Source organism: Castellaniella sp. (assembly GCF_049650445.1).
Classification (GTDB): domain Bacteria; phylum Pseudomonadota; class Gammaproteobacteria; order Burkholderiales; family Burkholderiaceae_B; genus Castellaniella.
The window spans coordinates 1-13,080 of the sequence record NZ_JBASAD010000039.1 but is presented as its reverse complement, the minus strand read 5'-3'; the positions used below and the strand labels follow the sequence as shown (position 1 = coordinate 13,080).

Annotated in this window: 14 protein-coding genes; 10 read left to right on the top strand and 4 right to left on the bottom strand. The window is 61.6% G+C overall.

The features are described 5' to 3' along the window. Position 1: 1 nt before the first annotated feature. From WA983_RS14360 to WA983_RS14350, 3 genes are all read right to left on the bottom strand, one after another. The gene (locus tag WA983_RS14360) at positions 2 to 262 is read right to left on the bottom strand and encodes a helix-turn-helix transcriptional regulator (RefSeq protein WP_424252055.1); all 261 of its coding nucleotides are present in this window, start codon (positions 260 to 262) and stop codon (positions 2 to 4) included. 134 nt (positions 263 to 396) lie between these two features. Continuing rightward, entirely contained in the window at positions 397 to 1,974 is a 1,578-nt protein-coding gene (gene gshA, locus WA983_RS14355) for a glutamate--cysteine ligase (RefSeq protein WP_424252061.1), read from the bottom strand. Then, positions 1,968 to 2,924, bottom strand: coding sequence for a LysR family transcriptional regulator (locus tag WA983_RS14350; protein ID WP_424252054.1), 957 nt, complete (start codon positions 2,922 to 2,924; stop codon positions 1,968 to 1,970). The genes gshA and WA983_RS14350 overlap by 7 nt, the downstream gene beginning before the upstream one ends. 125 nt (positions 2,925 to 3,049) lie before the next feature. On the opposite strand from WA983_RS14350, the gene WA983_RS14345 reads away from it, so the two are divergent. The 10 genes from WA983_RS14345 (at position 3,050) to WA983_RS14300 (ending at position 12,625) form a co-directional block, all read left to right on the top strand. After that, on the top strand, positions 3,050 to 3,988 hold the full coding sequence (locus tag WA983_RS14345) for a 3-hydroxyacyl-CoA dehydrogenase family protein (protein ID WP_424252052.1): 939 nt from the start codon (positions 3,050 to 3,052) through the stop codon (positions 3,986 to 3,988). An 84-nt stretch (positions 3,989 to 4,072) separates the two neighbouring features. Further along, positions 4,073 to 5,224, top strand: a complete 1,152-nt coding sequence (locus tag WA983_RS14340) for a mandelate racemase/muconate lactonizing enzyme family protein (RefSeq protein WP_424252050.1) — start codon at positions 4,073 to 4,075, stop codon at positions 5,222 to 5,224. Between the two features lie 26 nt (positions 5,225 to 5,250). Then, the gene (locus WA983_RS14335) at positions 5,251 to 6,168 is read left to right on the top strand and encodes a dihydrodipicolinate synthase family protein (RefSeq protein WP_424252048.1); all 918 of its coding nucleotides are present in this window, start codon (positions 5,251 to 5,253) and stop codon (positions 6,166 to 6,168) included. Between the two features lie 81 nt (positions 6,169 to 6,249). Beyond that, positions 6,250 to 6,837 (top strand): TRAP transporter small permease, encoded by a 588-nt coding sequence (locus WA983_RS14330; RefSeq protein WP_424252046.1) that lies wholly within the window; start codon positions 6,250 to 6,252, stop codon positions 6,835 to 6,837. Further along, positions 6,834 to 8,105 carry a TRAP transporter large permease gene (locus WA983_RS14325; RefSeq protein ID WP_424252044.1) on the top strand — a complete coding sequence of 424 codons (1,272 nt, stop codon included), beginning with the start codon at positions 6,834 to 6,836 and terminating at the stop codon, positions 8,103 to 8,105. The genes WA983_RS14330 and WA983_RS14325 overlap by 4 nt, the downstream gene beginning before the upstream one ends. A 67-nt stretch (positions 8,106 to 8,172) precedes the next feature. Continuing rightward, positions 8,173 to 9,159: a TRAP transporter substrate-binding protein gene (locus tag WA983_RS14320; RefSeq protein ID WP_424252042.1), complete on the top strand. Its 987-nt coding sequence runs from the start codon at positions 8,173 to 8,175 to the stop codon at positions 9,157 to 9,159. 7 nt (positions 9,160 to 9,166) lie between these two features. Next, positions 9,167 to 10,093 carry a 2-hydroxyacid dehydrogenase gene (locus WA983_RS14315; RefSeq protein ID WP_424252040.1) on the top strand — a complete coding sequence of 309 codons (927 nt, stop codon included), beginning with the start codon at positions 9,167 to 9,169 and terminating at the stop codon, positions 10,091 to 10,093. 64 nt (positions 10,094 to 10,157) lie between these two features. After that, positions 10,158 to 10,991 carry an NAD-dependent epimerase/dehydratase family protein gene (locus tag WA983_RS14310; protein ID WP_424252038.1) on the top strand — a complete coding sequence of 278 codons (834 nt, stop codon included), beginning with the start codon at positions 10,158 to 10,160 and terminating at the stop codon, positions 10,989 to 10,991. A 61-nt stretch (positions 10,992 to 11,052) separates the two neighbouring features. Further along, positions 11,053 to 11,967, top strand: coding sequence for an SMP-30/gluconolactonase/LRE family protein (locus WA983_RS14305; protein ID WP_424252036.1), 915 nt, complete (start codon positions 11,053 to 11,055; stop codon positions 11,965 to 11,967). A gap of 112 nt (positions 11,968 to 12,079) precedes the next feature. Further along, positions 12,080 to 12,625: a hypothetical protein gene (locus tag WA983_RS14300; RefSeq protein ID WP_424252034.1), complete on the top strand. Its 546-nt coding sequence runs from the start codon at positions 12,080 to 12,082 to the stop codon at positions 12,623 to 12,625. Here the strand turns inward: WA983_RS14300 and WA983_RS14295 are convergent. Beyond that, positions 12,516 to 12,788 (bottom strand): LuxR C-terminal-related transcriptional regulator, encoded by a 273-nt coding sequence (locus WA983_RS14295; RefSeq protein ID WP_424252060.1) that lies wholly within the window; start codon positions 12,786 to 12,788, stop codon positions 12,516 to 12,518. The genes WA983_RS14300 and WA983_RS14295 overlap by 110 nt on opposite strands. Between the last annotated feature and the right edge of the window lie 292 nt (positions 12,789 to 13,080).

Genomic DNA, 13,080 nt, shown 5'->3' with positions numbered 1-13,080 from the left:
GCTACCAGGCCGGGCCTGACGTGGACGTGTCGGGCTGCGTGCCGTCGCGTTTGCGCAGGACGAGGTCGACTCCCAGAATGCTCAGCAGGCGCAGCAGGCGCTCGGTGCTGACTTTTTCCGCGTTGCGCTCCAAGGCAGAGAGCGTCTGTTGCGTGACGCCCAGCCGCAGTGCTGCCTCGGCCTGGGTCAGGCCGGCCTGCTTGCGAAAACCCTGTAGCAACGCGGGCAGTTGCTGCGCAGTGCGGATGGTGAAGTCGTTCATGGACGCGACCCTGCAGACGAGCGGTACCACAAATCTTAGGTTGTATATTCAAAATACACAAGATAATTTGTATTTATAAAATACAGCTTATTCAATGTATTTATAAAATACAAATCACCGCCTGTGTTTCAATCTCAATGCACCGGAACCGGCCCCAGCGCCGCGTGGAAGCGCGCCACGTAGTCCTCGAAGGAAATCGTGTCGGCGGCTTCGATGGCGGCCTGGTCCGCGATGGAGGCCCGGGCAGTCGCGTCGTAGTCCGCCAGGACATCGGCCGGCAGGCTGTTCGCGCGCAGGGCATCCCAGTGGGCCTGGCTTTGTGCCAGGGTCCAGTCGTGGAATTCCTGGCCGCTGTCACGCAGGGCGGCCAGCAGGCGGGCCGAGGGCGTGGCCTCTGGATCGCGGGTCTTGGTGCGTTGCGCATCCAGGGCTGCGGCATGGCCGCCATCGCCGGTCAGCTCATCCAGCAGGCGGGCATAGGGCACGAGGCGATCCAGAACCTCTTCGGCCCAGTCGCGCAGGCTGGTGGCATGGCCGTCGCGTTGCAACAGCAGACCGGGGCTGCGGCCTGCGCGGGCAACCAGGCCGAAATTATCCTGACTTTCCTGGCAGAAACCAGGCGGGGGAAACATCGGGCTGTCCTCGACCGCGCAGTACAGCAGGAAGGCGTCCAGGAATCGGCTGGTTTCGACCGCGATGCCGGCGGGTGCCCAGGGGTCGATGTCCATGCAGCGAACCTCGATGTACTGGATGCCACGTTGGCGCAGCACGGTGTTGGGCCGTTCGCAGCGGGCCGTGGTCTGCTTGGGCCGGATGTTGGAATAGTATTCGTTCTCGATCTGCAGGATGTTGGTGTTCAACTGGATGCGCTGGCCGTCGCGGTGGGTGCCGATGGCCTCGTAGGCGGGCCATGGCGTCGTGGCGGCGCGGTGGATGCGGGCAGTGAAGGTATCCAGATCGTTGTAGCAGAGCTGCAGGTCGGACTGGATCGGGCTCTTGTAGCCCAGGTCGCTCATGCGCAGGCTGGTGGCCCAGGGCAGACAGTAGGTGTCCGGGCTGAGCCGCGTCAACTGGGCCTCGAAGCCGGCGTGCTGCAAAAAGCTGCGGGACACAGCCGGCGAAGCACCGAACAGGTACATCAGCAACCAGGCGTGGCGTGTGAAATTGCGGATCAAGGCCATGTAGCCGGTGTTGCGCCGGTCCTGCGCCGTGTCGCCGTCGGCCAGCAGGTCCCAGGTGGCCTCTGGCAGCGAGAAGTTGTAATGCACCCCGGCGATGCATTGCATGACCTTGCCGTAGCGCCAGGCCAGGCCCTGCCGGTAGACGTGCTTGAGCATCCCGGTGTTGGACGTGCCATACCAGGCGATGGGGATGTCGGCCTCTGGCGGCAGGTGCGCCGGCATGGACTGGTTCCAGATCGGTTCGCCGGGGTTGCGTTGCGCGACGTAGCGGTGGATGTCGGTCAGTTCGCCGATCAGCGCAGGCGCGTCGGGCAAAGGCCGGGTGATGAGTTCCAGCAGGGATTCGGAATAGTCGGTGGTGATGCGGGGGTTGGTCAGTGCCGAGCCCAGGGCGGATGGATGCGGGGTCGTGGCCAGGTTCCCGGCCGCATCCACCCGCAGGCCTTCTTTTTCGATGCCGCGTCGGATGGCGCGCAATAGTTCAGGTTGCGCCGCCAGGAGGGCGCGTCGTTCCGAGGCCAGGCTCATGATGAATGTGTACCGGTTTGGTCTGAATAAAGAGGGATTTTAGCTGCATCGCGCGGGGACGCGTCCTGACGAACGCTTTCCCGCAGGACCTCGATTAGCAGTTCTGCCGGACGGGGAAGCGAGCGGCCGGCGCGCCGCAAGATGCCGATGTGCCGGTAGATTGGCGGGTTGGTGATTGCCACCTGGCGCAGGCGCCGGGTGTCGCCGCCCAGGCCTGCCAGTTTCGACAGTACGGCGACGCCCAGCCCCTCGGCCGCCATGGCCAATATGGTCGAGTTGTAGACGGCCTCGTGGGCGGCGGGCAGCAGGATTTTCTGCTTGTCGGCGGCGGCCTCGATGTGCATGCGGACGCTGCTGTCCCTGACTGGAAGGATGAGCGGGTGCGCGGCCAGTTCCTTGAGCGTCGTCGTGCGCCGCGACTTCCATGGGTAGTCGTGGGCCATGAAGGCGTAGAAGTGGTCCGTCATCAGGTTTTCCCAGGTCAGTTCGGGCACACGCTTGATCTGGCTGCTGAGTCCGAAATCGGCATCACCGTTTCGTATCAGGTCTGTCACTCGCGTGGCGACCGTATCGGCAATGCGTACGTCGATGCGCGGATAGTCGCGTTTCAGGCGGCGGATCGCCTGGGGCAGCAGCCCTGCCCCTAATGAGGGCAGCACGGCGACGGTGACTGTGCCGCGCTCGGGATCGCTCGCGTCGCGCGCAAATCTGACGAGGTCCTCCATCTGGGCGATCACCTGCTCGATGCGCGGCAGCAGTGCCAGTCCCTGGGGGGTCAGACTGACATGGCGGCGGCTTCGATCGAACAGTTGCGTGTCCAGTTGCGATTCCAGTTGCTGGACCTGCAGGGTCAGGGCCGATTGTGAAATATGGAGCTCATGCGCCGCCCGTGTGAAGTTGCCCAGGCGTGCAATGGCCAGTGCCGCTCGCAACTGCTTCAGATCTCCCAGCATCCGGTCGTCTCCTTTTCCTGGCTGTCAAACTATTGAAAAAATAGAATACTATATTCATCAATTTCAATTTTACTAATTAATCCTCGATATGTATATTGCCTTCTTAAATCTTTCGAGAAGGCAATATGAATAAAACTGGAAAAGCCGTGGTGATTGGTGGCGGCACGATGGGATCGGCAGTGGCGGCGATATTCTGTGCTGCGGGCTGGAACGCAGACGTCGTTGAAACGGATGCGTCCGTGCGAGCGGCCTTGCCGGGAAAAATCACCGCAGCCGGCAGTGTCATCGGCAACGGGAATATAGGTGGAACAGTCACCATCCATGAAGAATTAGACGCAATCGATTGGCGGGGAGTGGATATCGTCATTGAATGCGTGTTTGAAATTCTGGCAGTCAAGAAAGCGGTATTCGCCCGGCTAGAAGCCCTCTGCCCGGCATCGATTCCGTTGACCAGCAATTCATCCAGTTTTCCCATCAGCGACATTGGACAGGGTCTGTCGACGCTTGATCGCATGCTGGGATTGCACTTCTTCATGCCGGCACACCTGGTGCCTGCCGTCGAGGTGGTGCGCAGCGCGGCGTCCGATGAGGCCGTCACCGAGCGGGTATGCCAGATCATGTGCGAAGTCGGCAAGAAGCCCATCCGGGTGCAGCGTGATGTTCCGGGCTTCCTGGCCAATCGTATCCAGCATGCCCTGATGCGCGAGGCAATTGCCTTGGTGGAAGAGGGATTCGCTTCGGCAGAGGACGTCGATGCCGCCGTCCGCTATGGCTTTGGTCTTCGCTATATCGCCGCCGGTCCGCTTTTGCAGAAGGACCTGGGGGGAATCGATATTCATTATGCCGCAGCAAAAACCATGTACCCCCATTTGCACAACGACCAGGAGCCCAGCGCTTATATGCGCCGCCTGGTCGAAGAAGGCCATATCGGCGTCAAGTCGCCAGCGCGCAAAGGCTTCTACGACTGGACCGAGGACAGGATTGCGGCCGAGCAGCTGCGATATGAAACCGCACTATTGAAGGCGATCAATATCTTGCTGGACGAAGAAGCCCGCAAGGAATAACGCATTCAATCCCCACGATTCTTGGGCGCCAGAACTCCGACCCACTGCTGCCCGGATTACGGACATAAAACAGGAGAGTCATCCATGTCTAAGGAAGTAGCCACCGCAGTCGAAGGCTCGCGCATCGAATCTGTGCAGGCTCGCACGATCAGTGTGCCGCTGGACCATCCCACCGCGTTCTCCACACGGCACGTCACCGCTCGGGAATATGCCCTGGTGAAAATCCGCAGTATCGACGGCCACGAGGGCATCGGCTTCTGCTATGCCGGCAGCCACAGCGGCTCGATCGTCACGCAGGCGGTACGCCAACTGCACCGTGACCGTCTCAAGGCGCAGAGCGCTCTCCAGGTGGAGGGGCTATGGGTCGATATGTACCAGGCCTCCCTTCTGCACGGCCGCACCGGATCGGTGATGCGCGCCTTGTCGATCATCGACATCGCTCTATGGGACCGCAATGCGCGGGCGGCAAACCTGCCCCTGAGCCAGTATCTCGGTGGTTATGCAAAGGGCTCCGTCAATGCCTACGCAAGCGGCGGATACTATCTGGATGGCAAGACGCCCGACAAGCTTGCCCAAGAGCTCGCGGGCTACGTCAGCCTGGGATTCAAGGCGGTGAAGATGAAGATCGGCCGTCTGTCGGTGCAAGAGGAAGAAGCGCGCATCAAGGCGGCGCGCGAAGCCATCGGCGACGACGTCCTGCTGATGCTGGACGCCAACAACGCCTGGAGGGATCTGCCGACTGCCCTCGAATATGTGAAGCGCTACGAGCGCTACGACCCCTATTTCATCGAGGAGCCCTTCAGCCCCGATGACATCAACAACCATGCGCAACTGGCCCGCCGGACTGCGGTTCCCATTGCCACTGGTGAGATCGAGGCCGGCCGTTGGAGGCACCAGGAGCTTCTCGAGAAGCGCGCCGCCATGATTCTGCAGACCGACGCTGCAGTATGCGGCGGCATCACCGAATGGAAGCGGATCGCGGCCTCGGCTGCAGGCTTCGGGGTCAGCATGTATCCCCACTGGTTCCATGACTTGCATGTGCACCTGGTTGCTTCGACGCCCAATGCCGAATACGTGGAGTTCTTCCCCGACGATCAGGTTCTGAACTTCCGGCGAGTGGTCGATACGCAACTGGAGTTCTCGGCCGGCATGCTGCGGGTGCCGACCGCGCCAGGCCTGGGCTTCAGGTTCGATGAGCAGGCGGTCGAGCGTTACGCCTTGGATGATTGGGCCTGAGAGACGGGCAAACCCGGGAGAGCACTATGCGAAAAAACAGCGGATTGCAGGGGGTGTACTCTCCCGTCGTCACACCTTTCGATGCGACGCTGGAGCCTGACAGTTGGCTTTTCGTCAGGCATTGTCGCTGGCTGGTGGAGCAAGGCGTGGGTCTGGCTGTGTTCGGCACGAACTCGGAAGCCAACTCAATGTCGGTCGGTGAAAAGATCGATCTGCTGGATGCCTTGCTCGATGCCGGCATTCCGGCCGCGCGGCTTTTGCCGGGCACGGGGTGCTGCGCGCTGCCGGATTCGGTCAGGCTCACGCACCATGCCGTTAACCACGGGACGCCGGCCGTGCTGATGCTGCCGCCGTTCTTCTACAAGAACGTCAGCGACGATGGCCTATTCGCCAATTATGCGGAGCTCATCCAGCGGGTCGCGGACGACAGATTGCGCATTTACCTGTATCACATACCGCAGGTATCGCAAGTGGGTTTTTCTTTGTCGCTGATCGAACGCCTGCTGGCCGCTTATCCGCAGACGATTGCCGGAGTCAAGGACAGTTCCGGCGACTGGGACAACACGCAGGCGATGATCACCGAGTTTGCCGCCGACGGCTTCAGCGTCTTCGCCGGTAGCGAGCCCTTCCTGTTGCAGACCATGAGAGCAGGCGGAGCCGGCTGCATCACTGCCACGGGAAACGTGAACCCCGCAGCGATCGTGCGTCTCCACCAGTCCTGGCAGGACGAAGATGCCGACATGCAGCAATCGGCGCTGAATGCCGTGCGTGGAATCTTCCAGGAATTTCCGATGATACCGGCCTTGAAGGCTGCGATCGCTCACTACGGGGCCAGTCCGGATTGGGTTCGGGTACGCCCGCCACTGACCGCATTGAGCCAGACACAGCAGCATAGTCTCGTAGAACGGTTGGCGGCACATGGTTTTTCCATGCCTGGTCTGTAGGCCATGAATGCTGGTGGACGAGGAGGACGTTGACGGGACATCATCCGGGTCGGACGAATATAACTAAAAGGACAAGACGGTATGAGCAGCAATGTCGTAGTTCAGGATGGGGTCGTCGCGCTGCGGCGGACCATGCGAAAAATAAACTGGGTCGCTGAAAAGTGCGCTGGGATATTCCTGGTTGGAATGGTCGCGGCGGTCACTATCTCGGTGGTTGCCAGACTGCTGTACACCTACGCGGGCATTGCCGTTTCCGTTACGTGGGCCGAGGAGCTCGCCCGCTACTTGATGGTGGGCGCCGTGTTCATCGGCGGCGCGGTTGCCGCGTATGAGCACCGCCTGATCGGGGTGGATGCGATTCAGTCGCTGGTCTCTGCTGGCATGGCACGCTGGCTTCGCCTCGCTGGGCACCTGCTCACGCTGGTGCTGGGGTGCCTGCTGGTCTGGAAATCCGGCCGATTGATCGAGCTTGGCCTGAAACAGTGGTCGCCGGCCATGGAAATCCCCATGGCCTACGTGTATAGCTTGATGATCGTGGGGTGCATCCTGTTGTCCGCCAATGCACTCACCCACGTGGTGACGGAGGCGCTGGGTATTGCGCCCGATGGCGAGGCCACGGCCCCGGAGGCCATGGACGTGGGCCCGCTGGGTAAGGAGCATCTGTCATGATCCCGGTCCTTGGTTTCTCGTTCTTTGTCATCCTGCTGATTGGCGCGCCTATCATGACGGCGCTCGGGCTGTCGGCTGCCATGGCCCTGGTATCCGGTGATCGGCCGCTGCTGATCGTCGTGCAGATGGCCTTCCAGTCGATCGATTCATTCAGTCTGATGGCGGTTCCCTTCTTTATATTGGCGGGCCACCTGATGCAGTCAGGCGGCATTGCGCGCCGTTTGGTCCGCCTTGCGAATGCCTTCGTCGGCTGGATCTGCGGGGGCCTCGGCGCCGTGGCCGTGCTGACCTCTATGCTGTTCGCCACGGTGTCGGGTTCTTCGTCGGCGACGACTGCAGCTATCGGATCGGTCCTGATTCCCGAAATGGAAAAAAAGGGCTACCCGCGGGCATTCGCGGCCTCGGTCACGGCATCGTCGGGTGAGCTCGGCGCGATCATCCCGCCGTCGATCCCGATGATCGTCTACGCGCTGACCGCCAATGTCTCCGTGGGATCTCTGTTTATCGCCGGCATCCTGCCAGGGTTGCTCATCACGGCGTCCCTCATCGTGACGGTCTGCGTGGTGGCCAGCATCGTCGGATTCGACAAAGTGACGAAGGTCGGCGTCCGCGACTGGTTGAAAGAAATCTTTGCGGCCTTGCGCGAGGCCCTGTTGGCGCTGCTCATGCCCGTCATCATCCTGGGCGGAATATACGGAGGCATCTTCACGGCCACCGAGGCCTCGTGCGTGGCCGTCCTCTACGGGCTCGTGCTGGGCATGTTCGTCTACAAGGAAATCACCTTCCGGTCGCTGCTCGGCGTCTTTGCCCGGTCGGCGGTCATGTCCGCGATCATCTTGTTGATCGTGGCATTCGCCGCCGTGTTTGCATACCTGCTCACCATCAACCAGGTGCCGCAGCGTGCATCGGTGCTGCTCGGTTCGTTCACGACCAGCCCCTTCGTCTTCCTGATGCTGGTCAACGGCATGCTGTTCATCGTAGGCATGTTTATCGAGGCCTTGGCAGCCATCCTGATCATCGTCCCGATTCTCGCGCCCATCAGCATCGGGTTCGGGATCGATCCCATCCATTTCGGGATCGTTGTGATCGTCAACCTCGCCGTCGGCATGGTCACACCGCCCGTCGGGGTCAATCTGTTCGTCGTATGCGAAGTGGCCAAGCTGAAGATGCACCAGTTGGCCCGTTATCTGGTCATTTTTCTCGCAGTGCTGGTCGTGGACATCCTCATTATTTCCTACGTGCCTGCAATCAGCACATTTTTCTTATAAACAACGGTCCATGGGGACGGCGTGAAGTTTTGCATGCACCGTCCACCGGATTCGCAAGGAGACTGCAATGAAACGATTGAAAGCCATTCTTGGCGGCGGCGCCCTCAGCCTGGCGGCGCTGTCGATGCCAGCGCACAGTCTGACCATGGACATCGGGCACACGCTCACCACCGACAGTCCCTTCCACGTGGGCGCGCAGAAGTTCGCCGACCTGCTGAAGGAAAAATCGAACGGCGAAATCAAGGTCAACGTCTTCCCCCATTCGCAACTGGGTGGCGAACTCACGATGATCCAGGGCACGGTCGCCGGGACCAACGATCTCCTGATCACGGGGCAGCCCACGCTGAACAATACGGTGAAGGAGTTCCTGGTCTTTGACGCGCCCTTCTTGTTCGATAGCGTGGAACAAGCCAACACCATCCTGAACGGTCCGGTGGGCCAGAAGTTCATGGACGTGCTGCCCAAGTACGGGATGGTGGGCCTGGGCTGGTTCTCGGCGATCGAGCGCGATGTCTTCGGTAACCGGGCGATTAACTCGGCCGACGACATGAAAGGCATGAAGATCCGCGTCATCCAGTCCCCCGGCTATGTCGAGAGCTATAACGTCCTGGGGGCTCAGGCCACGCCCATGGCGTATTCCGAGCTCTACCTGGCGCTGCAGCAGGGCGTGATCGATGGCGGTGAGACCACACCCGACCAGTTTGTGTCCGACAAGTTCATTGAGGTCTCAAAGTACTTTAACCTCACGCATATCAATATTCACCCCGCCCTGCTGATCATGTCGAAGGCGCGTTGGGATTCTCTGTCTGACAGTCAGCGGAAGATCGTCAAGGAATCGGCGGACGAAGCGATGGAGTATGCCCGGGCGTATTACAAGAAGGTCTACGACGAAGGCATGAAGACCATGGCCGAGAAGGGCATCACCATCGTCCAGCCTGGCAACCTGGGGTCGCTGGTCGAGGCGACCCGGCCCGTAGTCGATACGCTCATCAAGCAGGCACCCAACGGGCAGGAGCTCTACGATGCCCTGATGGCCGCCAAGGCCAAGAAGTAAAGGCCTGATGAGACCTGATCTTCTGCAGATCGGCTTGTTTCCTGCCTTCGTGCAGGAAATGATCGATGCCCGGTTTCAGTGCCATGATTGGGCGGTGGTGCAAGGATGCAGCCGCCTGCGTGGCCGTATACGCGGCATCATCACCCGAAGCAACTGCGATGTTCCTGAGGCGGTGTTCGGGCTGTTGCCGCATCTTGGGGTGATCGTCACCTACGGCGTGGGCTACCACCAGATCCCCGTCGAGCTGGCGCGGCACAAGGGCGTCCTGGTGGCGCACACGCCAGGGGTGCTCGAGCGAACGGTGGCCGAGTTCACGCTCGGTCTGACGCTCGCCCTGCTGCACCGGATTCCTGCGGCAGATCAGTACGTTCGGTCCGGGCAGTGGCGCCGCTCCGAGATGCCGCTGGGCACGGGGCTGGTAGGGAAGGCAGTGGGGATTTTCGGGCTTGGCCGCCTCGGCAAGGAAATCGCCCGTTGCTTCGGTGGCCTGGGGGTCGACCTGGCCTACCATGGCCGCACCCGCCAGGCCGTGGCCCTGCGGTACGAGGCCAGTCTGCGGGACCTGGCGCGGCGCAGCGACATCCTCATCCTCGCAGCCCCAGGAAGCGCGCAAACGTGGCACAGCGTGGACGCAGAGGTTCTGGCGGCCCTGGGGCCATCGGGCTACTTGGTCAATGTTGCCCGAGGCTCCATCGTGGACGAGGAAGCGCTTCTTCATGCGTTGGGCAGCGGTGGGATCGCCGGAGCGGCCCTCGACGTGTTCGCGAACGAGCCGGAGATCGACCCGCGATTCCTGGCGCACGAGAATGCGGTGCTCACCCCGCACATCGGCAGTGCGGTGTTCGAGACACGGCGGGCCATGGCCCAGCTCGTACTTGACAACCTGAGCCTGTTTTTCCGAGAGGGTACGGTACTGACCCCCGTGCCTGCATGATGTTTTTTCACGGCCCCTCTTTCGGGATGAGGGTTCCCGTGGCCTTTGAACCAGGTGGATACTAATGAGTGACTTCGTGAATTCAGAAAAATTGCGGGTATTGATCACCGGCTCGGCAGGTAATATCGGCCTGTGCCTGCGGGCTGGACTGCGGGGGCGCTATGCCTTGTTGCGGCTGGCCGACATCGCCGAGCAGGCGCCGGCAGAAGGCAATGAAGAGATCCGGCACATGGATCTGCGCGATGTCCGCTCGATCGAGGACTGCATGGAGGGGATCGACTGCGTCATCCATCTCGCGGGGATCTCCTCGGCAGAATCATGGGATCGGATTCTGCCCATGAACATCGAAGGTTGCTACAACGTGTTCGAGGCGGCACGCCGCAAGGGCGTACGTCGCGTGGTGTTCGCCAGTTCCAACCATGCGGTGGGTTACCACCGGCGGGAGCGATTCCTGGATGATACCGTGCAGCCGAGGCCTGATTCGGAATATGGGATCTCGAAGGTATTCGGCGAAGCGGTGGGCAGGATGTATGCTGACAAATATGGCCTGCAGGTGGCCTGCCTGCGCATCGGCACATTCCGGACGCCCGACCGGCCGAGCGAGGCCCGCCAACTGCTCACCTGGATCAGCCATCGCGACATGACGGAGCTGACCCGTTGCTGCATCGAGCACGCGTCCTATCATTTCATCGTGGCCTATGGCGTCTCGAACAACCTGCGGAACCGCTGGGACAACTCGAATGTGAAATTCCTGGGATATGTGCCGCAGGACGACTCCGAGGTGTTCGCCGCTGACATCCTCGCACAGGATATCCCGGAGGACGCTGTCGCAGCCCAGTTCCACGGCGGTTTCTATTGTCCGATCGGGTTCGTGGGCACGACCGACCGGATTTCCTGAGCCTGAATTTCCCATATCCTCGTGGCGCATCGCCAACGACAACTCTTGTGAAGGACCTCCCATGTATGCTGCACCGCCAGTCCAGATGGCCCAGGAATTCGCCCGTTTGCCTGAACGTTTCCGGCGGGCGGAAGCCAGTTCGGAATGGCATCGGCATCAGCCCGGCAATCAGCCGGCCCACTCATTGCTGGAGGGGCCGTCTTTCGACGGCCAGGGGCGTCTCTATTGCGTGGACGTGCCCTGGGGGCGTATTTTCCGCGTCAGTCCGGACGGACAGTTCGAGTTCGTCGCCGAGTACGATGGCGAGCCCAACGGCCTGAAGGTCCACCAGGATGGCCGGATATTCATCGCCGACTATGCGAACGGCATCATGATGCTGGACCCCGGGACCGGCCAGGTGACGCCCGTCGTGCAGCGCATCCATCTCGAGCGGCTCAAGGCGGTCAACGACCTGGTGTTTGCTTCCAACGGGGATATGTACTTTACCGATCAGGGGCTGACTGGCCTGCATGACGCGACCGGCCGGGTCTTCCGGAGCCGGGCGGATGGGCGCGTGGAGTGCCTGCTGGACAACGTGCCCAGCCCCAACGGTCTGGTCCTGTCCCCGGACGAATCCGTGCTGTATCTGGCCGTCACCCGGGCGAATGCGATCTGGCGTGTGCCGCTCACACGTGACGGCGGTGTGACCAAGGTGGGGACCTTCATCCAGATGTCCGGCGGTGGCGGCCCGGATGGGCTTGCGATCGATGAGGATGGCAACCTCGCGGTCGCCCACGTGGGCCTGGGTGCGGTCTGGCTGTTCAGCCATCGCGGCGAACCCATGCTGCGCATCAATTCGCCGACCGGCGCGTTGACGACCAACGTTGCATTCGGAGGTCCTGACCGCAAGACGCTCTACATCACCGAGGCAGAATCGGGATGCATCCTGACTGCGAAGATGCCGGTGGCGGGCCGCAGGATGTTTTCAGGCGTCTGACGGCAGCCTGCGTAGGTCTTCCCTCAACGGCGCTGCATCGCGCGCCGTACAATGCGGCCGAAGGGCCTCCGGCGCCGAGCGGGGCGCAATCGGGGCATTTGTGGGAGACGGCATGTTCAGGATTCTGGCGATCGTGTGCTGTGCGGCCTGGCTGGCCGCCTGCTCGCCGACCTTTGACTGGCGGCCGGTGGCCTTTGGCCAGGGCGGCGCGACGGGGGTGCTGCCGGACACGCCGCAGACGCAGGCCCGCCCGGTGACGTTCGAGAACCAGACGTTGAATCTGACGATGCGTTCGGCGCGGGCCGGTGGCGTGCTGTTCGCACTGGGGGCGGCGGATCTGCCGCCCGGTTGGGCCGATGATGCGGCGGTCCGGCGGCGTCTGGCCCGCTGGGCGATCGATGCTTTGTACCGCAACGTCGGGGCCGAGCCACCTGGCCCGGATGCGGATCTGGAGCAGCGGTTTTCCTTCGAGGGACGCGGGCCGCAAGGCCCGGTGCAGGTCGAAGCGCAGATCAGGGTGACGGCGACCGAATGGCTGGAGGCGGTGGTTATTTCCGGGTCCGACGACCGTGCACGCGCGCCGTTGGGTGACTTTTGGTTGTCGTTGCGCTGGCCGGGCGGGGTGGGGACAGCAGTGCCTGGCTCATCGCCGCCGTGATGGCGGCCTGACGCGTACGTACCGCCAGTTTGTCGCAGGTATTGGAGATGTGGAAATTGGCAGTCCGTTCGCTGATGCCCAGGATGCACCCGATTTCCCAGCTTGTTTTGCCTTGTGCCGCCCAGTACAGGCAGTCGTGTTGGCGCTCGGTCAGCAAGGTCATGGTGATGTGTCCTCCGAGATTTATTAATCTATTAATGAAAGCTAACGTGAGCAAATGTATCCACCGTTTTTCGGCTTGCCAAGCAGGAATCCAAAAAACGTTGATGTGACTTAATTCCGGGGGGTGACCGGATGTGCTCAGGCTCCACCAGCCGTGCGAAAGGCGGGCTGTCAACGCTAAATAGAAATGTCCGGTTTTCTCCCAAATAGAAATGTCCGGTTCAGGGGGAGGCGGCCGGGTGTGCGCGCAGGCGTTCGATAGGCCCCTCCCAGCGTCTCCAGGGATGATTGGC

Bases quoted from the DNA above. Each gene is read 5' to 3' on its own strand.
- WA983_RS14310 (WP_424252038.1), top strand. From the start codon at position 10,158: ATGAGTGACTTCGTGAATTCAGAAAAATTGCGGGTATTGATCACCGGC.
- WA983_RS14320 (WP_424252042.1), top strand. From the start codon at position 8,173: ATGAAACGATTGAAAGCCATTCTTGGCGGCGGCGCCCTCAGCCTGGCG.
- WA983_RS14350 (WP_424252054.1), bottom strand. From the start codon at position 2,924: ATGCTGGGAGATCTGAAGCAGTTGCGAGCGGCACTGGCCATTGCACGC.
- WA983_RS14340 (WP_424252050.1), top strand. From the start codon at position 4,073: ATGTCTAAGGAAGTAGCCACCGCAGTCGAAGGCTCGCGCATCGAATCT.
- WA983_RS14305 (WP_424252036.1), top strand. From the start codon at position 11,053: ATGTATGCTGCACCGCCAGTCCAGATGGCCCAGGAATTCGCCCGTTTG.
- WA983_RS14345 (WP_424252052.1), top strand. From the start codon at position 3,050: ATGAATAAAACTGGAAAAGCCGTGGTGATTGGTGGCGGCACGATGGGA.
- WA983_RS14325 (WP_424252044.1), top strand. From the start codon at position 6,834: ATGATCCCGGTCCTTGGTTTCTCGTTCTTTGTCATCCTGCTGATTGGC.
- WA983_RS14335 (WP_424252048.1), top strand. From the start codon at position 5,251: ATGCGAAAAAACAGCGGATTGCAGGGGGTGTACTCTCCCGTCGTCACA.
- WA983_RS14360 (WP_424252055.1), bottom strand. From the start codon at position 262: ATGAACGACTTCACCATCCGCACTGCGCAGCAACTGCCCGCGTTGCTA.
- WA983_RS14300 (WP_424252034.1), top strand. From the start codon at position 12,080: ATGTTCAGGATTCTGGCGATCGTGTGCTGTGCGGCCTGGCTGGCCGCC.
- WA983_RS14330 (WP_424252046.1), top strand. From the start codon at position 6,250: ATGAGCAGCAATGTCGTAGTTCAGGATGGGGTCGTCGCGCTGCGGCGG.
- WA983_RS14295 (WP_424252060.1), bottom strand. From the start codon at position 12,788: ATGACCTTGCTGACCGAGCGCCAACACGACTGCCTGTACTGGGCGGCA.
- WA983_RS14315 (WP_424252040.1), top strand. From the start codon at position 9,167: ATGAGACCTGATCTTCTGCAGATCGGCTTGTTTCCTGCCTTCGTGCAG.